Source organism: Streptomyces sp. NPDC006314, assembly GCF_040613075.1.
GTDB lineage: Bacteria > Actinomycetota > Actinomycetes > Streptomycetales > Streptomycetaceae > Streptomyces.
Map to the genome: position 1 here is coordinate 130,907 of NZ_JBEXRL010000019.1, position 19,186 is coordinate 150,092.

Annotated in this window: 17 protein-coding genes; 11 read left to right on the forward strand and 6 right to left on the reverse strand. The window is 71.8% G+C overall.

Annotated features, from left to right (window positions below; genetic code table 11):
* Positions 1 to 59: 59 nt before the first annotated feature.
* The 3 genes from ABZ079_RS29025 to radA form a co-directional block, all read right to left on the reverse strand.
* Positions 60 to 515 (reverse strand): RICIN domain-containing protein, encoded by a 456-nt coding sequence (locus ABZ079_RS29025; RefSeq protein WP_356942393.1) that lies wholly within the window; start codon positions 513 to 515, stop codon positions 60 to 62.
* A 132-nt stretch (positions 516 to 647) separates the two neighbouring features.
* Entirely contained in the window at positions 648 to 1,772 is a 1,125-nt protein-coding gene (disA, locus tag ABZ079_RS29030) for a DNA integrity scanning diadenylate cyclase DisA (RefSeq protein WP_356942394.1), read from the reverse strand.
* 79 nt (positions 1,773 to 1,851) lie between these two features.
* Positions 1,852 to 3,261: a DNA repair protein RadA gene (gene radA / locus ABZ079_RS29035; RefSeq protein WP_356942395.1), complete on the reverse strand. Its 1,410-nt coding sequence runs from the start codon at positions 3,259 to 3,261 to the stop codon at positions 1,852 to 1,854.
* A gap of 197 nt (positions 3,262 to 3,458) precedes the next feature.
* On the opposite strand from radA, the gene ABZ079_RS29040 reads away from it, so the two are divergent.
* Positions 3,459 to 5,144 carry a hypothetical protein gene (locus ABZ079_RS29040; RefSeq protein WP_356942396.1) on the forward strand — a complete coding sequence of 562 codons (1,686 nt, stop codon included), beginning with the start codon at positions 3,459 to 3,461 and terminating at the stop codon, positions 5,142 to 5,144.
* 108 nt (positions 5,145 to 5,252) lie between these two features.
* On the opposite strand, the gene ABZ079_RS29045 is transcribed toward ABZ079_RS29040, so the two are convergent.
* The gene (locus tag ABZ079_RS29045) at positions 5,253 to 6,092 is read right to left on the reverse strand and encodes a hypothetical protein (protein WP_356942397.1); all 840 of its coding nucleotides are present in this window, start codon (positions 6,090 to 6,092) and stop codon (positions 5,253 to 5,255) included.
* A 71-nt stretch (positions 6,093 to 6,163) separates the two neighbouring features.
* Between ABZ079_RS29045 and ABZ079_RS29050 the strand changes: the two genes are divergently transcribed.
* The 4 genes from ABZ079_RS29050 to ilvD all read left to right on the forward strand — a co-directional run bounded on the left by ABZ079_RS29050 (position 6,164) and on the right by ilvD (position 10,676).
* On the forward strand, positions 6,164 to 7,096 hold the full coding sequence (locus ABZ079_RS29050) for a Ppx/GppA phosphatase family protein (RefSeq protein ID WP_356942398.1): 933 nt from the start codon (positions 6,164 to 6,166) through the stop codon (positions 7,094 to 7,096).
* A 149-nt stretch (positions 7,097 to 7,245) separates the two neighbouring features.
* Positions 7,246 to 8,058, forward strand: coding sequence for a sugar phosphate isomerase/epimerase (locus ABZ079_RS29055; RefSeq protein ID WP_356942399.1), 813 nt, complete (start codon positions 7,246 to 7,248; stop codon positions 8,056 to 8,058).
* On the forward strand, positions 8,055 to 8,684 hold the full coding sequence (locus ABZ079_RS29060) for a TetR family transcriptional regulator (protein ID WP_356942400.1): 630 nt from the start codon (positions 8,055 to 8,057) through the stop codon (positions 8,682 to 8,684). The genes ABZ079_RS29055 and ABZ079_RS29060 overlap by 4 nt, the downstream gene beginning before the upstream one ends.
* A 138-nt stretch (positions 8,685 to 8,822) precedes the next feature.
* Entirely contained in the window at positions 8,823 to 10,676 is a 1,854-nt protein-coding gene (gene ilvD / locus ABZ079_RS29065; protein WP_356942401.1) for a dihydroxy-acid dehydratase, read from the forward strand.
* 51 nt (positions 10,677 to 10,727) lie between these two features.
* Here ilvD and ABZ079_RS29070 read toward each other — a convergent pair whose 3' ends face one another.
* Positions 10,728 to 12,854: a serine/threonine-protein kinase gene (locus tag ABZ079_RS29070; protein WP_356942402.1), complete on the reverse strand. Its 2,127-nt coding sequence runs from the start codon at positions 12,852 to 12,854 to the stop codon at positions 10,728 to 10,730.
* A 175-nt stretch (positions 12,855 to 13,029) separates the two neighbouring features.
* Between ABZ079_RS29070 and ABZ079_RS29075 the strand changes: the two genes are divergently transcribed.
* The 6 genes from ABZ079_RS29075 to proC all read left to right on the forward strand — a co-directional run bounded on the left by ABZ079_RS29075 (position 13,030) and on the right by proC (position 17,518).
* On the forward strand, positions 13,030 to 13,350 hold the full coding sequence (locus tag ABZ079_RS29075; RefSeq protein ID WP_356942403.1) for an SH3 domain-containing protein: 321 nt from the start codon (positions 13,030 to 13,032) through the stop codon (positions 13,348 to 13,350).
* Between the two features lie 60 nt (positions 13,351 to 13,410).
* Entirely contained in the window at positions 13,411 to 13,941 is a 531-nt protein-coding gene (locus tag ABZ079_RS29080) for an EamA/RhaT family transporter (RefSeq protein WP_356942404.1), read from the forward strand.
* Between the two features lie 141 nt (positions 13,942 to 14,082).
* On the forward strand, positions 14,083 to 14,865 hold the full coding sequence (locus ABZ079_RS29085; RefSeq protein WP_356942405.1) for a class I SAM-dependent methyltransferase: 783 nt from the start codon (positions 14,083 to 14,085) through the stop codon (positions 14,863 to 14,865).
* A gap of 189 nt (positions 14,866 to 15,054) precedes the next feature.
* On the forward strand, positions 15,055 to 15,855 hold the full coding sequence (locus ABZ079_RS29090; RefSeq protein ID WP_356942406.1) for an ABC transporter ATP-binding protein: 801 nt from the start codon (positions 15,055 to 15,057) through the stop codon (positions 15,853 to 15,855).
* The gene (locus tag ABZ079_RS29095; RefSeq protein ID WP_356942407.1) at positions 15,852 to 16,634 is read left to right on the forward strand and encodes an ABC transporter permease; all 783 of its coding nucleotides are present in this window, start codon (positions 15,852 to 15,854) and stop codon (positions 16,632 to 16,634) included. Before ABZ079_RS29090 ends, ABZ079_RS29095 begins: the two co-directional genes overlap by 4 nt.
* A gap of 71 nt (positions 16,635 to 16,705) precedes the next feature.
* Positions 16,706 to 17,518, forward strand: a complete 813-nt coding sequence (gene proC, locus ABZ079_RS29100; RefSeq protein ID WP_356942408.1) for a pyrroline-5-carboxylate reductase — start codon at positions 16,706 to 16,708, stop codon at positions 17,516 to 17,518.
* Between the two features lie 121 nt (positions 17,519 to 17,639).
* On the opposite strand, the gene trpS is transcribed toward proC, so the two are convergent.
* Complete coding sequence (gene trpS, locus ABZ079_RS29105; RefSeq protein ID WP_356942409.1) at positions 17,640 to 18,668, reverse strand: tryptophan--tRNA ligase; 1,029 nt, start codon at positions 18,666 to 18,668, stop codon at positions 17,640 to 17,642.
* Positions 18,669 to 19,186 lie beyond the last annotated feature (518 nt).

A 19,186-nucleotide genomic window follows, 5' to 3' on the forward strand; every position in this document is an offset into this window, starting at 1 on the left:
GAAGAGAACACCCCCGACCTTCCCGAGGCCGGGGGTGTCGACGTGCGACGAGCTGTGGATCAGCTCCAGCGCATGGCCGGCGCGTACGTGTCCTTGGCGGTGCGAACCTGCCCGTCGGAATCCACCTTGAGGACGAGCCCGGTGGCCTTGTCCTGCAGCGTCCAGCCATCGGAGTCGTGGAACTCGTACCACTTCTGGTAGTTGCCGCCGTTGCACGTGCCGAGGTACACCTCACCCCGGCCGTTGCTGTCCAGGCACTTCCCGTCCCCGTGGTGCTTCATGAGGTAGGTGCCGTCGGACTGCTTGTACTCGTCCCACTTCAGGGACGCGCTCTGGCTGGGGTCCGCGGACGTCGTACGGACCCGGAAGTTGAAGTACGCCAGGTACTGGTGGTTGCTGTTGTTCTTCCAGGTGACGGCGCTGCCGGCGGCGAACGCCTGCCCCGTGCCCGTCAGGGTCAGCGCCGGGGCCAGGACTGCCGCCGCGGCGAACGTGCCGATGAGGCGCTTCTTCATGAAATCCCCCTGCAGTTCGAATTCCAAATCGAACAATGGTCGGTGTCACGTTATCCCGGCGTGATCACCGGATGCAAAGTCTTTTGGATCAACTGAAGGGAGTCGCCCATCAGTTGGGCGATCGGCCGGAACTCAGACGTACCGCTCCAGGATGGAGGACTCGGCCAGCCGCGACAGACCTTCCCGTACGCTCCTCGCCCGGGCCTCGCCCACACCGTCCACGGTCTGCAGGTCGTCGACGCTCGCGGCGAGCAGCTTCTGCAGGCCGCCGAAGTGTTCCACCAGGCGGTCGATGATCGCGCCCGGAAGACGGGGGACCTTCGCGAGGAGCCGGAAGCCCCGCGGGGACACCGCCGAGTCGAGGGTCTCGGGAGAGCCGGTGTAGCCCAGAGCCCGCGCCACCGTGCCGAGTTCGAGAAGTTCCGCGTGAGACAGGGCGTCCAGCTCGGACAGCGCCTCGTCGACCGTGCGGGAGCGCTTCGCCGTCGGCTCGGGGACATAGTCCCGGACGACCAGCTCGCGGTCGGGCTCGACGCCAGCGATCAACTCCTCCAGCTGAAGAGTGAGCAGACGGCCGTCCGTGCCCAGTTCGACCACGTATTCGGCGATTTCGGTGGCGATGCGGCGGACCATTTCGAGTCGCTGGGCGACCGCGGACACGTCCCGGACCGTCACCAGGTCCTCGATCTCCAGCGCCGACAGCGTGCCCGCGACCTCGTCCAGACGGAGCTTGTACCGCTCCAGCGTGGCCAGCGCCTGGTTCGCGCGGGAGAGGATCGCCGCGGAGTCCTCCAGCACGCGGCGCTGACCGTCCACGTACAGGGCGATCAGCCGCATCGACTGGGAGACGGAGACCACCGGGAAGCCGACCTGCTTGCTGACCCGGTCCGCCGTACGGTGCCGGGTGCCCGTCTCCTCCGTCGGGATCGTCGCGTCCGGCACGAACTGCACACCCGCGCGAAGGATCTTCGACAGATCCGACGACAGCACGATGCCGCCGTCCAGCTTGCACAGCTCCCGCAGCCGGGTGGCGGTGAACTCGACGTCCAGCACGAAACCGCCCGTGCACATCGCCTCGACCGTCTTGTCGGAGCCGAGGACGATCAGGCCACCGGTGTTGCCGCGGAGGACCCGCTCCAGGCCGTCGCGCAGGGCGGTGCCCGGTGCCACGGCGCTCAGCGAGGCGCGCATCAGGCGATCGGAACCGGCACTCCCACCGGACTTTCCGGGAGCTGCTGCCCGGTCGTTGGCTGCCACTGCACTCCTCCGGTCGCAGATTCTGAGGCGCTCCCGACCCGCACTCGGTTCGTACGGACGGGCGAGACCTGCGCAAAGTCTACCGGCGCTCCTCCGCCTCTCGTGGGGTCTCTCGGCGACGGGAGCGCGGCAGCACCCGCAGCGCGTCCCCCATGTCGGCGACTTCCAGGACCTTCATGCCGGCCGGCACCTTGCCCGGATCGGTCGGCACGAGCGCGTGCGTGAAGCCCAGCCGGTGCGCCTCGGCGAGCCTGCGCTGGACGCCCGTGACCCGTCTGACCTCGCCCGCGAGACCCACCTCGCCGATCGCCACCAGGTTCTTCGGCAGTGGGGTGTCGCTGGCGGCGGAGGCGAGCGCGAGGGCGATGGCGAGGTCGGCGGCCGGCTCCGACAGCTTCACGCCGCCGACCGTCGCGGAGTAGATGTCCCGCTTGCCGAGTGCGCTGATCCGGCCCCGTTGCTCCAGGACGGCCAGCATCATCGACACGCGCGAGGTCTCCAGGCCCGAGGTGGTGCGGCGCGGGGAAGGGATCTGGGAGTCAACGGTCAGCGCCTGCACCTCGGCCACCAGCGGGCGGCGGCCCTCCAGGGTGACGGTCAGGCAGGTGCCCGGTACCGGTTCGGCGCGGCGGGTCAGGAACAGGCCGCTCGGATCGGCGAGGCCCGTGATGCCCTCGTCGTGCAGCTCGAAGCAGCCGACCTCGTCGGTGGCGCCGTAGCGGTTCTTCACGCCCCGCACCAGGCGCAGGCGCGCGTGCCGGTCGCCCTCGAAGTGCAGGACGACGTCCACCAGGTGCTCCAGCAGGCGGGGGCCCGCGATCGCGCCGTCCTTGGTGACGTGGCCCACCAGGAGCGTGGACATGCCGCGCTCCTTGGAGGCGCGGATGAGGGCGCCCGCGACCTCCCGGACCTGGGCCATGCCGCCGGGTGCGCCCTCGATCTCCGGGGAGGCCACCGTCTGCACCGAGTCGAGGATCAGCAGGGACGGCTTGACCTCGTCCAAGTGTCCGAGAACGGCGGACAGATCGGTCTCGGCGGTCAGGTACAGGTGGTCGTCAAGGGCGCCGATGCGGTCGGCGCGCAGCCGGACCTGGCTCGCCGACTCCTCACCGGTGACATAGAGGGTGCGGTGCTCGGAGCTGGCGGACTTGGCGGCCACGTCCAGCAGCAGGGTGGACTTGCCGACGCCGGGCTCGCCCGCGAGGAGCACCACGGCGCCGGGGACGAGGCCGCCGCCGAGCACCCGGTCCAGCTCGGGCACGCCGCTCGAGCGGGCGGTGGCCTGGCGGCCGTCGACCTGACCGATGGGCAGCGCGGAGCTGGTCACGCGGCCCGGTGCCGTCGTACGGACCGCGGGCGCGCCGTACTCCTCGACCGTGCCCCAGGCCTGGCACTCCGGGCAGCGGCCGAGCCACTTGGCCGTCTGCCAGCCGCACTCGGTGCAGCGGTAGGACGGGCGGTCCTTGGTGGTCTTGGTACGGGCAGCCATGCGGAAACCGTAGCCCGCGGCACTGACAACGGGCCGGGGTGCCGTGTGTGGGTGATCCCGTATCGGCCACCATCCATCGGAAACCAGCCGCGGAACAAAGGGTTCCTGTCCCCTTATGAGGGATCGTTTCACCCGTACGGATTAAAAGTGCTCAAGGTTCCAGAAGGTGCACTCCGCCGCCGCCTACGGTCGCACGGGTGATGAGCAGCAGTCCGGAGACCACGACCCGCACCACCGGCGCGCACCGTGCGCACCGGGAGGCGCGTGATCGCGCCGCCGCGCGCACCGTCGCCCAGCGGACGCCGGCGCGCTACGAACCGTACCTGGACGGTCTGTTCACCTACTGTCTGTCGGTGCTGTGCGAGCACGACGCGGCCACCGCAGCCCTCGGTGACGTCCTGGCCCTGGCCGAGCGGCGCGGGCACCGCGCCCCGGAGGCCGCCGCCGACCGCAGGGCCTGGCTGTACGCGCTGGCCCGCTGGGCGTGCCTGCGCAAGCTGGCCGAGGCCAAGCAGAAACGTCAGGCCACCCACGCGGCGGGCCGTACCGCCGCCGGGAAGGCGGCTCCGGAGCCGCCCGTCGCCCCCGAGGTCCAGGAGCAGCGGCGCCGGGAACTCGCCCAGCTCGCCTGGCCGGAGGCGGCCGGCACCACCCCCGAGCAGCGCGAGGCCCTGGAACTCGCCGTCCGCCACCACCTCGCCGCCCACGAGGTGGCCGCCGTCCTGGGAATGGAACCCGCCGCCGCGCGCGAGCTGCTCGCCGCGGCCGCCTGCGAGGTCGAGCGCACCCGCGCGGCCCTCGCCGTCGTCGAGACCGGCGGCTGCCCGAGCGTGGCCCATCTCACCGGGGACAGCCGGCTGGTCCTCAGCACCGCGCTGCGCCGCGAGCTGGTCCGGCACGTCGACGACTGTCCGCGCTGCCGCCGCACCGCCGAGCGCGCCGTCCCCGGCCGCTGGCCCGGCGTCACGGTCACCCCGGCCGAGCTGCCCGTCCTGGAGGCTCCCCGCGCAGCCCTGCACAGGGCCCTCGCGCACCACCCACGCGCGCGGGGCGCGGCCGTACCCCGCTTCGACCGGCGCGGCTTCCCGATGGACCCCAAGGACCGGGCGGCCCGCCGCGAGCGTCTCCGCGCGCGTGCCGTCACGACGACCGTCGTCGCCACGGTCGTCGCCGCGCCCGTGCTGGCCCTGTGGGCCGCCTACCGGGGGGCTCCGGCGGGCGACGAGGACGGCCACTCCGTCACCGCGCGCGAGGCCCAGGGCCCCGACGCGTTCGGCAGCGACGCGGCGGGCGGCTACGAGAACGCGGGGAACGCCAGCGCGAAGCCCGGGGCCCGCACCGGCAAGGACGGCAAGCCGGACGTCTCCGTGGAGGTCGTGAGTGTCTCCGGCAGCGGTGAGAAGAACGCCGGGCAGCTCGCGGTCAGCGCGGCGAACGACGGCGACACCACCCTGATCACCCTCACCGCCTCGGGTTCCGCGCCGGTGCGCTGGTCCGCGTCCACCTCGGCGGCCTGGCTCTACTTCAGCCAGTCCTCGGGAACCCTCCAGCCCGGCGAGACGTTGACGATCAAGGCGTACGTCGACCATCTGCGCGAGCCCTCCGGCCACTGGCGCGCACAGGTGGCGATCTCCCCGGCCGGTGCCGTGGTCTCCATCGACGGCTACGGCACCGCGCCGAGCCGTCCCACGCCGCTCCCGTCGTCCGCCGACCCCGGCCCCACCCCGTCCGGCACACCCCCGACCGACCCGCCCACCAGCCAGTCCCCGCCCCCGTCGGACCCATCCTCCACCCCGGCCGACCCGACCCCGTCCGACTCCGCGACCCCGTCACCGACCCCTTCCGGCGCCGATACGCCGACCCCGCCCGGAAGCCAGGGGTGACGTCGGGGCGGGGACGGGTGCCCGCGAGCCCGGTCGCGGTGCGGTGCCGGTCCGCGGTGCCATTTCAGCCGACCGGGACGCGGGTGGGCGAAGGGGGGCGGGGGGGAGCTACGGCGCCGGGTCCGCCGGGTGCGGAGCCACCAGCGGCAGCTGCGACGCCAGGCGCTGTTCGCACAGCTCGACCAGGCGGTCGTAGCCGGCCTTGCCCATGAGCTCGGTCAGCTCGGCCCGGTAGGAGACGTACACCGGCTCGCCCGCGCCGTGTGCGGAGGTCGCCGACGTGCACCACCAGTGCAGGTCGTGGCCGCCCGGACCCCAGCCCCGGCGGTCGTACTCGCCGATGGACACCTGCAGCACGCGCGTGTCGTCCGGCCGGTCGATCCAGTCGTAGGTCCGCCGGATCGGCAGCTGCCAGCACACGTCCGGCTTGGTCTCCAGCGGCTCCCGGCCCTCCTTCAGGGCCAGGATGTGCAGCGAGCAGCCCATGCCGCCGGCGAACCCGGGCCGGTTCTGGAAGATGCAGGACCCCTGGAAGGGCCGCGTCTGCCGGTCCCCGTCCTCGTCCTCGGAGACCCAGCCGTTCCGCTTGCCCTCGTCGTGGTGCTGCCAGATGTCCGGGGTGAGCCGGGACACATGCTCGGCGACCCGCTTCTCGTCGTCCTCGTCGGAGAAGTGGGCGCCCAGCGAGCAGCACCCGTCGTCCGCGCGGCCCGCCTGGATGCCCTGGCAGCCGCTGCCGAAGATGCAGTTCCAGCGAGAGGTCAGCCAGGTCAGATCGCAGCGGAAGACCTGCTCGTCGTCCGCCGGATCAGGGAACTCCACCCAGGCGCGCGCGAAGTCGAGCCCCTTCTCGTCGCTCACCTTCGAACCCTTGGATGATGTGGCGCCCTTGCGAACCTTGTTCGCTTTTTCCGTTTTACTGGAGTTCGCCTTTTTCGTCTTTGGCACCCGTCCAGGGTAAGTGGCCCGGGCCCGCTCCGGGGACCGAGGACGGACGTTCTGGCAGTAGCGTTCCGTCCATGAGACTCGGTGTCCTGGACGTGGGTTCGAACACGGTGCATCTGCTGGTGGTGGACGCCCACCCCGGCGCGCGCCCGCTGCCCGCGCATTCGCACAAGGTCGAACTTCGGCTCGCCCAGCTCCTCGACCACAGCGGTGCCATAGGCGACGAAGGCATCGACAAGCTGATCGCCGTTGTACGGGACGCGCTCCAGGCCGCCGAGGACAAGGGCGTGGAGGACCTGCTGCCGTTCGCCACGTCCGCCGTACGGGAGGCGAGCAACGCCGACGACGTCCTCGCGCGCGTGGAGGCCGAGACCGGTGTACGGCTCCAGGTGCTCAGCGGCGAGGAGGAGGCCCGGCTCACCTTCCTCGCGGTCCGCCGCTGGTTCGGCTGGTCCGCCGGAAACCTGCTGGTCCTGGACATCGGCGGCGGCTCCCTGGAGATCGCCTACGGCATGGACGAGGAGCCGGACACCGCCGTCTCCCTCCCACTCGGCGCCGGCCGCCTCACCGCCGGCTGGCTGCCCGGCGACCCGCCCGACCCGGAGGACGTCCGCGCGCTGCGCCGTCACGTCCGCGCGCAGATCGCCCGGACGGTCGGTGAGTTCATCCGCTCCGGTGCCCCCGACCACGTGGTCGCCACGTCCAAGACCTTCAAACAGCTGGCCCGCATCGCCGGCGCCGCCCGCAGCGCCGAGGGGCTCTACGTCCAGCGCGAACTCAAGCGTGAGTCCCTGGAGGCCTGGGTCCCGCGGCTGGCGGGCATGACCACGGAACAGCGCTCCGAACTCCCCGGAGTCTCGGAGGGCAGGGCGGCCCAGCTCCTGGCGGGAGCGTTGGTGGCCGAGGGCGCGATGGACCTCTTCGGCGTGGAGAGCCTGGAGATATGCCCCTGGGCGCTGCGCGAGGGCGTGATCCTGCGGCGCCTCGATCACATGGGATCCGATTAGCCGCCCAAAGGCGCGGGGCTGTGTCGACATGCGGCTCGCCGCGTGGGCGCGGCACGTCACAGACGACCCGCAACCGCCCGCATGGCAAAGCTCACAACGGCGCATAGGTGCCCGACACCCTCCCTGCTCGACCCCGTAAGGTGACGGACGTGGCTGAACCAAGGGACGTGCGCGTCGCCCTGTCGACGGCCTCCGTGTATCCGGAGTCGACGGCGACGGCCTTCGAGATCGCCGCGCGCCTCGGCTACGACGGCGTCGAGGTCATGGTGTGGACCGACCCCGTCAGCCAGGACATCGAGGCGCTGCGCCGCCTGTCGGACTATCACGGCATCCCGATCCTGGCCGTCCACGCCCCCTGCCTGCTGATCACCCAGCGGGTCTGGTCCACCGACCCCTGGGTCAAGCTCCAGCGGGCCCGGACGGCCGCGGAGAGGCTGGGCGCCTCCACCGTCGTCGTGCACCCGCCCTTCCGCTGGCAGCGGCAGTATGCCCGGGACTTCGTCGACGGGATCTGGCGGATGGCGAACGAGACGGACGTACGGTTCGCCGTCGAGAACATGTACCCCTGGCGGTACCGCGACCGCGAGATGCTCGCCTACGCTCCGGACTGGGACGTCACCCAGCACGACTACCGCCACTTCACGATCGATCTCAGCCACGCGGCGACGGCCCGCACCGACGCCCTGGACATGGTCTACCGCATGGGCGACCGCCTCGGCCACGTCCACCTCGCCGACGGCCGGGGCTCGGCCAAGGACGAGCACCTCGTGCCCGGCCGCGGCACCCAGCCCTGCGCCGAGCTGCTGGAGCGCCTCGCGCTCACCGGGTTCGAGGGCCATGTCGTCATCGAGGTCAACACCCGGCGGGCGATGTCCGGTGCCGAACGTGAGGCGGACCTCGCCGAGGCCCTGGAATTCACGCGCAAGCACCTGGCCTCGGCGGTACGGGTGCCTCGGCGATGAGCGAGCCCCCGCTCCCGGCGGCGAAGGAGACCGGGGCGCGTCGCCGCGGTCGCCCCCCGCGCACCGAGTCCGCCGACACCCGCGACCGCATCCTCACCGCGGCCCGCGAGGAGTTCTCCGAACGCGGGTACGAGAAGACGTCCGTGCGCGGGATCGCCAAGGCGGCCGGCGTGGACTCGGCGCTCGTCCACCACTACTTCGGCACCAAGGAGCAGGTCTTCGAGGCGGCCATCGAGGTGGCCTTCGCCCCCGCGCTGGACGCCTCGGGCACCTTGGCCGACGGCCCGCCGGACGGCGTGGGGGAGCGGCTGACCCGCTTCTTCTTCGGCGTCTGGGACGACCCCACGACACGCACGCCGCTCCTCGCGATCCTCCGGTCCGCCGTCACCAACGAGACCGCCGCCGCCGTCTTCCGCCGCCTCGTCGCCGGCCAGCTGCTGCGCCGCATCGCCGCCCAGCTGGACCTGCCGGACGCGGAGCTGCGCGCAGAGCTGGCGGCAGCGCAGCTGGTGGGAACGGCGATGATGCGCTACGTGATCAAGCTGGAGCCGCTGGCGTCCGCGGACCTGGAGCAGGTCATCGCGCGCGTCGCTCCCGTCGCACAGGGGCATCTGACAAACCCCTGAGCACAGCGATCCGTGGAACACGCGTCCCGCATTCCGGACAGCCGTGTCCACGGTTTGGAGTGGCGGCGTAGGCTCGGAGGAAGTCAGAACTCTGGCAGATGGTCTTCTGGCAGATGGTCTTCGAAGGAGCGAGCGACGATGCCTGAGCTGAGGTCCCGCACAGTCACCCACGGCCGCAACATGGCGGGCGCCCGCGCCCTTATGCGCGCCTCCGGTGTACCCGGTGCGGACATCGGCCGGAAGCCGGTCATCGCGGTCGCGAACTCCTTCACCGAGTTCGTGCCGGGCCACACCCACCTGCAGCCGGTCGGCCGGATCGTCAGCGAGGCGATCAAGGAGGCGGGCGGCATCCCGCGCGAGTTCAACACGATCGCCGTCGACGACGGCATCGCGATGGGCCACGGCGGCATGCTGTACTCCCTGCCCTCCCGCGACCTGATCGCGGACTCGGTGGAGTACATGGTCGAGGCGCACTGCGCCGACGCCCTGGTCTGCATCTCCAACTGCGACAAGATCACGCCGGGCATGCTGATGGCCGCCCTGCGCCTGAACATCCCCACGGTCTTCGTCTCCGGCGGCCCCATGGAGTCCGGCCGGGCCACCCTGGTCGACGGCACGGTCCGCACGCTCGACCTGGTCGACGCGATCTCCGACGCCGTGAACGACAAGATCTCGGACGAGGACATCCTCCGCATCGAGGAGAACGCCTGTCCGACCTGCGGCTCGTGTTCCGGCATGTTCACCGCCAACTCGATGAACTGCCTGACCGAGGCGATCGGCCTCTCCCTGCCCGGCAACGGCTCGGTCCTCGCCACCCACACCGCGCGCAAGCAGCTCTACGTCGACGCCGCCCGCACGGTCATGGACCTCACCCGCCGCTACTACGAGCAGGACGACGACACGGTCCTCCCGCTCAACATCGCCACCTTCCAGGCGTTCGAGAACGCCATGGCCCTGGACATCGCGATGGGCGGCTCCACCAACACGATCCTGCACCTGCTGGCCGCGGCCCAGGAAGCGGGCGTCCCCTTCGGCCTGGAGCAGATCGACGCCGTCTCCCGCCGCGTCCCCTGCCTCGCCAAGGTCGCGCCCAACGTCGCGAAGGACCGCACGTACTACATGGAGGACGTGCACCGCGCCGGCGGCATCCCGGCCCTGCTCGGTGAACTGCACCGCGCCGGCCTCCTCAACGAGGACGTCCACGCCGTCCACAGCCCCTCCCTGGCGGACTGGCTGAAGACCTGGGACGTCCGCGGCGGCTCCCCGTCCCCCGAGGCCGTGGAGCTGTGGCACGCGGCCCCCGGCTGCGTCCGCTCCGCCGAGGCCTTCTCCCAGTCCGAGCGCTGGGAGGCCCTGGACGACGACGCCGAGAACGGCTGCATCCGCTCCGCCGAGCACGCCTACTCCAAGGACGGCGGCCTCGCGGTCCTCAGGGGCAATCTGGCGGTCGACGGCTGCGTCGTGAAGACGGCCGGCGTCGACGAGTCGATCTGGACCTTCGAGGGCCCGGCGGTGGTCTGCGAGTCCCAGGAGGAGGCCGTCCAGCGGATCCTCACCCAGGAGGTCAAGGACGGCGACGTCGTCGTCATCCGCTACGAGGGCCCCAAGGGCGGCCCCGGCATGCAGGAGATGCTGTATCCGACCTCGTACCTGAAGGGCCGCGGCCTCGGCAAGACCTGCGCGCTGATCACCGACGGCCGCTTCTCCGGCGGCACGTCGGGCCTGTCGATCGGCCACGCCTCCCCCGAGGCGGCCTCCGGCGGCACCATCGCCCTGGTCCAGGACGGCGACCGCATCCGCATCGACATCCCGGCCCGCACCATCGAGCTGCTCGTCGACGAGGCGGAACTCGCGCGACGCGAGCAGGCCCTGAACGGCGCCTACGCCCCGAAGAACCGCGACCGCAAGGTCTCCGCCGCCCTCCGGGCCTACGCGGCGATGGCGACCAGCGCGGACAAGGGCGCGGTGCGCGATGTGAGCAGGCTGGGCTGACCCGGCACCCGCGACGGGGGCCGCTCCCACCGGGCGCGGCCCTTCGCCGTCTCACCAGCCCGAGGGATCCCGCCCGTCCAGGGCGAAGACGGTGCCGTCGGGGGCGGTGGCATAGACGCGGGCGCCCACGACCAGTGGAGACGGCAGCGTGCCGGCGACCTCTCCCGAGCTCGGGCCGAGCCGTGGCGGTGTCTGCCCGAGCAGACGTCCGTCACGGGCGTCCACGGCGAGCAGGCGCCCGTCGGGCGCGCTGAAGTAGACGTACTCCGTGGTGACGACGGGCGCCGAGCCCCGGCTCACGGCCGTTTCGAGGTGCCAGAGCCGCTTTCCGGTGCTCAGGTCGACGGCGTCCAGCGAGCCACCGGCTGCCAGCAGGTAGATCACGTCTCCGCGCACGGTGGCCTGCGGAGTGGTGAGCGGAACGGGCAGCGTGATGCGGCGCGTTTCCTTCGTGCCGGGCGAGTAGCGGATCACCGCGTCCGTGACCGCGGAGGCGTTGTCGTCGGACAGCAGGATCAGCGAACCGTCCTGGCTGCCGACGGGGCGCAGTGCGCCCCGCAACCGGGCCTCCCAGCGTGCGGTTCCGGTGTGCGCGTCCAGCGCGGTGACCAGCGTGTACGCCCCGTTCGCGGAGGTGGTGGCCGCGTGGACCAGCGGGTCGCCGGCGTAGGTGGTCAGGGTCGGGGTGCCGCGGCCGGGCAGCCGCCGGTGCCACTTCTCCTCCCCCGACTTCCCGTCCACCGCGGTCACCGTTCCGTCCGCGCCGGTGACAAGGAGCATGTCGTCGGCGATCCGCATACCCGTGTTGCCGGGCACGGTCCGCTGCCAGCGGGGCTTTCCGGACGCCGGATCGAGGGCCACCATCCGGCCGCCCCCGTTCGTAGGCAGCAACAGCAGTCCGCCGGCCAGTGCGGGCGTGCCGTTCGTGTGTTCCCCGGCGACCGCACGCCGCCACAGCGGCGTGCCGTCCGCCGGGTCGAGGGCGTAGGCCGACCCGGACCGAAGGCACAGCAACCGCCCGGCGCCGTTCGCGCATTGCGGCATTCCGGCGCCCCGGCCCGCCGGCTTCGCCCGCCACGCGGTGAAGCCGGGCGCACCGGTACGGGCGCCGGTCTCCTCCACCGCCGCGCCCCCCTCACCCCGCGGCCACAGCAGCGCCGCGAGCACACCGCCTGCGACCAGGGCGGCGGACGCGACGGCGAAGAGGGTCCGCGAGGCCGGGCGGCCGAGGAACGACCGCCGGGAGGAACGGTCCGGCGACTCCGGCACGACCTCCGCGGGGGCGGGCTCCCGCTGCCCCTCGGCGTCACCGGTCTGCTGCGCCGGTATGAAGGTCTGCGTGTCGTACGAGGCCGCCACGGAGCGCAGCTCCCGCATCAACTCGTCCGGAGTCGGGCGCCGTTCGGGCTCCTTGGCGAGACAGCGCCCGACCAGCGGTGCGAGACTCGCCGGCACGTCCGCCAGATCGGGTTCGTCGTGCACCACCTGATACGCGACCACGTACGGGCTGTCGGAGTCGAACGGCCCCCGCCCGGTCGCCGCGTGCACCATCACGGACCCGAGCGCGAAGATGTCCGCGGCCGGCCCCACCTCCCGCGGCCGCCGGAACTGCTCGGGCGCCATGAAAGGCGGCGTCCCGATCAACTTCCCGGTCTCAGTGCGCAGTTCACTGTCCTTCGGCCGGGAGATGCCGAAGTCGATGACCTTCGGCCCGTCCTCGGCGAGCAGGACGTTGCTCGGCTTGAGATCCCGGTGCACGACCCCGACCCGATGGATGTCGCGCAGCGCCTCGGCGAGCCCGGCCATCAGCCGCCGCAGCTGCTCTGGAGCCATGGGCCCCTTCCGCTTCACATGGTCGGAAAGGGTCGGCCCCGGGATGAACAGCGTGGCCATCCAGGGCCGTTCGGCCTCCGGATCGGCGTCGACGACCGACGCGGTGAAGGCGCCGCTCACCCTTCGGGCAGCGGCCACCTCCTGCCGGAACCGGCCTCTGAACTCGGAATCCCTGGCGAACTCGGCATGCACGACCTTCACCGCGAGCCTCATCCCCGAGGTGCTGCGGGCGAGGTGGACGACGCCCATGCCTCCCGACCCCAGACACGACTCCAGGCGGTAGTGACCGGCGTACTCGGGAAGTTCCGCTTCCGCGCCCGTCCCGGTGCTGCGCTGTGGCGCCATGGACCCCCCCGTGCTCATCGTCCGCGCGCGACGCACGGAGCCTAGTCGATGACTCGTACGACACAGAGGCGGCTTGCTAGCCTCCGCGAAGCGAGTCGGGCACAGGTGTTCCGTGACTCGCCTCGAGAAATCGACGGTCCCCATGACGGCCGTGGGGTCCAGGGGGAGAGGTCTCATGTCTGTCGACCGTTCGGAAGCAGCCACCGGCTCCGGTGAGCAGGAGTCCCTCACGGTGGAGGCGGCCGTGCGCACGTTCGCGGTGGCCCCGGGCGTCCGCCTGAACGTCCGCAACGGACCCGGCACCAACTACGGCATCGTCCGGGTCCTTCCCGAGGGCACCCGCGTCCCGATCTTCTGCCAGGCACCCGGCACGACGGTCACGGGCCCCTACGGCACCACGAAGATCTGGGACAACATCGACAACGGCGAGTACGTCTCCGACGCCTACGTCCAGACGGGCAGCGACGGTTACGTCGCCTCACGCTGCGCCGTCTGACGCCCCCGCTGCGCCTGACCCGATCGGGAGCCCGCCTCCGCCCGGCGCCATAATCGTCCCGTGAGCGACGAAACCGGCACCCCGGGCACCCCGGCGGGCTCCCCAGGCGGCGCGGCCCTGAGCAGCGGCAGCGGCCCCCGCCCGGAGCCCCTGCGCTTCTTCGGCACCTCCTGGGTGAACCACGACAACGGCTACGCGGCCCGCCGCGCCGGCGTCGCCGTCGGCTCCCTCGCCGCGGCCGCCGTCTCCTGCCTGGTGCTGCGCTTCGCCTACGACGGCATCCAGATCGCCGACACCGGCTCCTTCGTGACCGTGCTGATCGTCGCCATGTTCGCCATCTGCAGCGCACTCGCCTTTCGCAACACCTGGGAGGGGTTCGGCAAGCGGCACGACCCCCAGCGTCAGGCCTCCCTGCGCGGCCTGCTCGCCATCGGCTTCGTCGGCTCCGTGCTCGCCTACTTCTTCCGCTCCCTCACCGAGGCCCCGGGCGAGAGGCTGCACCGCGAGGAGTACGAGAAGGCCCGCGAGGAACACGAACGCCGCACCACCCGCCGTACCGGCAACCCCTCGAAGAAGAAGCGGCGCCGGTAGGACAGCAAGCCCCGGCGGCAGAAGAGGCAGGGGCGGACCCGGCGAATCCCCGCCTGGTACCCGCGGCCCGCGCCCGTACCCGCAGGCGCAGTCGGCCACAAGTCGCTGTCCTTTCCCGCCGCATCCGACCAGCATGGCCGCATGACCACCGCGCAGCCGCACGCCGCCCACGCTCTCCGCGCCCGCTCGTTCGATTCCGCCGCCGCCCAGTACGCCGCTAACCGCCCGTCCTACCCGGCCGCCCTCTTCGACGCCGTCGAGGAAACGGCCGGCCGGTCCCTGTCCGGGGCCAAGGTCGTGGACGTCGGCGCCGGTACCGGCATCGCCACCGCCCTCCTGCACGCCCGCGGCGCCGACGTCCTCGCGGTCGAACCCGGCGACGGCATGGCCGCCGAGTTCCGCCGCGGCCTGCCCCACATCCCGATCGTCCGGGGCGACGGCAACGCCCTTCCCGTCGCCGACGCCCAGGCCGACTTCCTCACCTACGCGCAGGCCTGGCACTGGACCGACCCGGCCCACTCGGTGCCGGAGGCGCTGCGGGTGCTGCGGCCGGGCGGCGCGCTGGCGCTGTGGTGGAACACCCACGCCCTCGACGTCGACTGGAGCGCCGAGGCAGCCGATCGCGCCGCCCGCTTCCTCGGGGTGGACCTCGCCGCCGAGAAGCGCGAGGCCGGTGAGCGCACGGACCGGGCCGACCCGAGCGGCCGTCTCGACTTCACCCGCCGCGAGGTCCGGTGGAGCCGCCGCGTCCCGATCGACACCCACCTCGCCAACATCGGCAGTCACTCCGTCTTCCTCGTCACGCCCGAGGAACGCAGGACCGCCTTCTTGGACGAGGAGCGCGGCCACCTGTCGAAGGTCTTCCCGGACGGCATGGTCGAGGAGACGTACGACGTGCTGCTGCTCGTCGCCACCAAGCCCTGACCTCGGCTTCTCTCGCCCGGGGAGCGGCGGTCGGGCTCCCGCCCGGCTGCCGCTCCGGCATGCGCCCCGCCCCTGGGGCCGCACTCACCCATGCGGCCCACCCCCGCCCCGGCCGCCAGGCCCCGCCCGCCAGGGACAAGCGGCCCGCCCCCTTGACGACCCCGACCGGCCGGGCAGATTATTCATCACATGATGAATTATGCGCCGGACCCACCCCACCCGGCCTCCGCCCCCGCCGTCCACGCCGAAGACCTCACCGTCGTCCGTGGCCCCCGTACCGTCCTGCACCACCTCCGCTTCACCGTCCCCCGCGGCCAGATCACCGGCCTGCTGGGCCCCTCCGGCTGCGGCAAATCGACCCTCATGCGCTCCATCGTCGGCACCCAGGCCAAGGTCACCGGCACCCTGGACGTCCTCGGCCACCCGGCCGGCCACCCCGCCCTCCGCAGCCGCGTCGGCTACGTCACCCAGGCCCCATCCGTCTACGACGACCTGACCGTCCGCCAGAACCTCGAGTACTTCGCCGCGATCCTCGACCCCGGCCGCGCCGCCGCCGAACGCCGCTGCCAGCACGTCACCCGGGCCATCGCCGACGTCGACCTCACCCACCACGCCGACGTCCTCGCCGGCAACCTCTCCGGCGGACAGCGGAGCCGCGTCTCCCTGGCCGTCGCCCTTCTCGGCACCCCCGAACTCCTCGTCCTGGACGAGCCCACCGTCGGCCTCGACCCGGTCCTGCGCCGAGACCTGTGGAGCCTCTTCCACGACCTCGCCGCCACCCGCGGCACCACCCTCCTCGTCTCCTCCCATGTCATGGACGAGGCCGAGCGCTGCCACCGCCTCCTCCTCATGCGCGAGGGCGAGATCCTCGCCGACGACACCCCGGACGCCCTGCGCACCCGCACCGGCACCGACACGGTCGAGGCCGCCTTCCTGCACCTCGTCGACCAGGCCGTCACGGCGGGCCGCACCAAGGAGAGCACCCGATGAGCCCGACCGCCCCCGCGCACACCGCCGCACCCACCAGCGCCTTCAGCGCCGCCCGTACCACCGCCACGGCCGCCCGGGTCCTGCGCCAGCTCCGCCACGACCCGCGCACCATCGCGCTGATGATCCTCATCCCGTGCCTGATGCTGGTCCTGCTGCGCTACGTCTTCGACGCCAGCCCCCGCACCTTCGACAACATCGGCGCCTCCCTGCTCGGGATCTTCCCGCTGATCACGATGTTCCTGGTCACCTCCATCGCCACCCTGCGCGAACGCACCTCCGGCACCCTGGAACGCCTCCTCGCCATGCCCCTCGGCAAAGCCGACGTCATCGCCGGCTACGCCCTCGCCTTCGGTACCCTCGCCATCGTCCAGTCGGCCCTCGCCACCGGCCTCGCGGTGTGGCCGCTGGGCCTCGACGTCACCGGCTCCCCCTGGCTGCTCCTGCTCGTCGCCCTCCTCGACGCGCTGCTCGGCACGGCCCTCGGTCTCTTCGTCTCGGCCTTCGCGGCCTCGGAATTCCAGGCGGTCCAGTTCATGCCCGCGGTGATCTTTCCCCAGCTCCTCCTCTGCGGCCTGTTCACTCCCCGCTCCGACATGCACCCCGCCCTGGAGGCCATCTCCGACGCCCTGCCGATGTCGTACGCCGTGGACGGCATGAACCAGGTCCTGCACCACACCGACATGACCGCGACCTTCGTCCGCGACATCCTGATCGTGGCCGGCTGCGCACTGCTCGTCCTGGGACTGGGCGCGGCCACCCTCAGGCGCCGCACGGCATAGGCACACCCGGCGGTGTCCCGCCTGCCGGACAACCACCCCCCACCCGCCAGGGCCGGTGCGAGGATTACCCCATGAGCCAGAAAGTCGCAGTCCTCGGCACCGGCAAGATCGGCGAAGCCCTGCTCAGCGGAATGATCCGGGCCGGCTGGGCCCCCGCCGACCTCCTGGTCACCGCCCGCCGCGCGGAACGCGCCGAAGAACTCCGCACCCGCCACGGAGTCACCCCGGTCAGCAACACCGAGGCCGTCAAGACCGCCGACACCCTGATCCTCACGGTCAAGCCGCAGGACATGGGCACCCTCCTGGACGAACTCGCCCCGCACATCCCGGCCGACCGCCTGGTCATCAGCGGAGCCGCCGGTATCCCCACCTCATTCTTCGAGGAGCGCCTGGCGCCAGGCACCCCGGTCGTCCGTGTCATGACCAACACCCCCGCCCTCGTCGACGAGGCGATGTCGGTCATCTCCGCCGGCAGCCACGCCACCGCCGAGCACCTCGCCCACGCCGAGGAGATCTTCGGCGCCGTCGGCAAGACGCTCCGGGTCCCCGAGAGCCAGCAGGACGCCTGCACCGCGCTGTCCGGCTCCGGCCCGGCGTACTTCTTCTACCTGGTCGAGGCCATGACCGACGCCGGCATCCTGCTCGGCCTGCCCCGCGACAAGGCCCACGACCTCATCGTCCAGTCCGCGATCGGCGCCGCCGTGATGCTCCGCGACAGCGGGGAGCACCCCGTCAAGCTCCGTGAGAACGTCACCTCCCCGGCGGGCACGACCATCAACGCCATCCGCGAGCTGGAGAACCACGGCGTGCGAGCCGCCCTCATCGCCGCCCTTGAAGCCGCCCGCGACCGCAGCCGCGAACTCGCCTCCGGCAAGAAGGACTGAGGCAGGCCGCGAGAAGGGTCCGAGCAAGCCGGCAGGGCCGAAAGGCCGGACCGGTGGCGGGGGGTCGGCCTTTCGGCACCGGACCGGCCGACCGTCCCCGCGCACCGGGAGCCCCAGGTCCCTAGCCGCCGGCCGCGCTCAGCGCCGTCTCGAACACCGGTGGCAGCAGCCCGATCGCCCGATACGCGGCATCGACGGTCGGCCGGGCCATGGCCCGGGCCTTCTCCGCACCGTCCCGCAGCACCCCCTCCACATGGGCGGGATCCGCGCACAGCTCCCTGTGCCTGGCCTGCACGGGCTTGAGGACCTCCACCACGGCCTCCGCGGTGTCCTTCTTCAAGGCGCCGTACGACTCGTACACACCGGCCAGGGCCTCCGGGTTCCCGCCCGTGCACGCCGCGAGGAGCTCCAGCAGATTGGCCACTCCCGGCCGCGTCTCCCGGTCGTACTCGACATCCCGCCCGCTGTCGGTCACGGCCCGCATGACCTTCTTGCGCACCACGTCCGGCTCGTCGAGCAGATAGACGATCCCCGGCCCCGAGTCGTCGGACTTCCCCATCTTCGATGTCGGGTCCTGCAGATTCATCACCCGCGCCGCCACCCCGGGACGGGTCGCCCTCGGTACCACGAACGTGTGTCCATACCGCTGGTTGAACCGCACCGCCAGGTCCCGCGCCAACTCCACGTGCTGCACCTGGTCGTCGCCGACCGGCACCTCGTCCGTGCTGTACGCCAGGATGTCCGCCGCCATCAGCGCCGGATACGTCAGCAGCGACAGCCGTACGCTCCCGCCGCGCTCCCGCTCCCGCGCGGACTTCTCCTTGTACTGGATCATCCGCCGCATCTCGCCGTCGGTCGCCACGCACTCCAGCAGGTACGACAGTCTCGTGTGCTCGTCGACATGGCTCTGCAGGTACACGGTGCACACCTCGGGGTCGAGCCCGGCCGCCAGCAGCAGCGTCGCCGCCTGCCGACTGAGCCTGCGCACCCGAGCCGGATCGTGGTCCACGGTCAGCGCGTGCAGATCAACGATGCAGAACAGCGAGTCCGCCCGGTGCTGGTCCACCTCGGCCCAGCGCCGCATGGCGCCCAGGTAGTTCCCCAGGGTCACGTGCCCGGTCGGCTTGATCCCGCTGAAGATCCGCGTCATCTCCACTCCACCTCCTGATCGGGACCGCCGCTCCTGCGGCCGGCCCCCGGAGCCCCGGAGGAGATACGAGAACGGCCGCCGAAGCGGCGGCCGTTGAGTGCATACGTGAGTACGGCCGCCGTCAGGCGGCCCACCAACGCTGGGTGCACGTATGCGTAGTCACGTCCCCCAGCGTACGCCTCAGCGGCGGCCTCGGGGCGAGAGTTGACACGCCCCGGGCCGCTACGTAGTGTTCTCCGAGTTGTCCGACGTGAGCGCCGACTCCGGTCGGTCCCCGGACAGCCATTCCGCAAGCACCACCCACTCATCGACGCTCCGGCGCCGACTGCATTGGCGCGCGTATTTGCGAAATGAGGAATCCGTGTTCGAAAGGACGCATGTCCCCGATTAGCTCGGGAGCACGGAATCCGCTAAAGTCTCACCCGTCGGAACGGCCCAAGGGCCGGGAAGGCAAAACCCCCTGACTGGGAGTCAGACGCCGAAAGGATCTGATAGAGTCGGAACCGCCGGAAAGGAAA

Bases quoted from the DNA above. Each gene is read 5' to 3' on its own strand.
- ABZ079_RS29025 (WP_356942393.1), bottom strand. From the start codon at position 515: ATGAAGAAGCGCCTCATCGGCACGTTCGCCGCGGCGGCAGTCCTGGCC.
- radA (WP_356942395.1), bottom strand. From the start codon at position 3,261: ATGGCTGCCCGTACCAAGACCACCAAGGACCGCCCGTCCTACCGCTGC.
- ABZ079_RS29050 (WP_356942398.1), top strand. From the start codon at position 6,164: ATGAGACTCGGTGTCCTGGACGTGGGTTCGAACACGGTGCATCTGCTG.
- ABZ079_RS29060 (WP_356942400.1), top strand. From the start codon at position 8,055: ATGAGCGAGCCCCCGCTCCCGGCGGCGAAGGAGACCGGGGCGCGTCGC.
- ilvD (WP_356942401.1), top strand. From the start codon at position 8,823: ATGCCTGAGCTGAGGTCCCGCACAGTCACCCACGGCCGCAACATGGCG.
- ABZ079_RS29070 (WP_356942402.1), bottom strand. From the start codon at position 12,854: ATGGCGCCACAGCGCAGCACCGGGACGGGCGCGGAAGCGGAACTTCCC.
- ABZ079_RS29075 (WP_356942403.1), top strand. From the start codon at position 13,030: ATGTCTGTCGACCGTTCGGAAGCAGCCACCGGCTCCGGTGAGCAGGAG.
- ABZ079_RS29085 (WP_356942405.1), top strand. From the start codon at position 14,083: ATGACCACCGCGCAGCCGCACGCCGCCCACGCTCTCCGCGCCCGCTCG.
- ABZ079_RS29090 (WP_356942406.1), top strand. From the start codon at position 15,055: ATGATGAATTATGCGCCGGACCCACCCCACCCGGCCTCCGCCCCCGCC.
- ABZ079_RS29095 (WP_356942407.1), top strand. From the start codon at position 15,852: ATGAGCCCGACCGCCCCCGCGCACACCGCCGCACCCACCAGCGCCTTC.
- proC (WP_356942408.1), top strand. From the start codon at position 16,706: ATGAGCCAGAAAGTCGCAGTCCTCGGCACCGGCAAGATCGGCGAAGCC.
- trpS (WP_356942409.1), bottom strand. From the start codon at position 18,668: ATGACGCGGATCTTCAGCGGGATCAAGCCGACCGGGCACGTGACCCTG.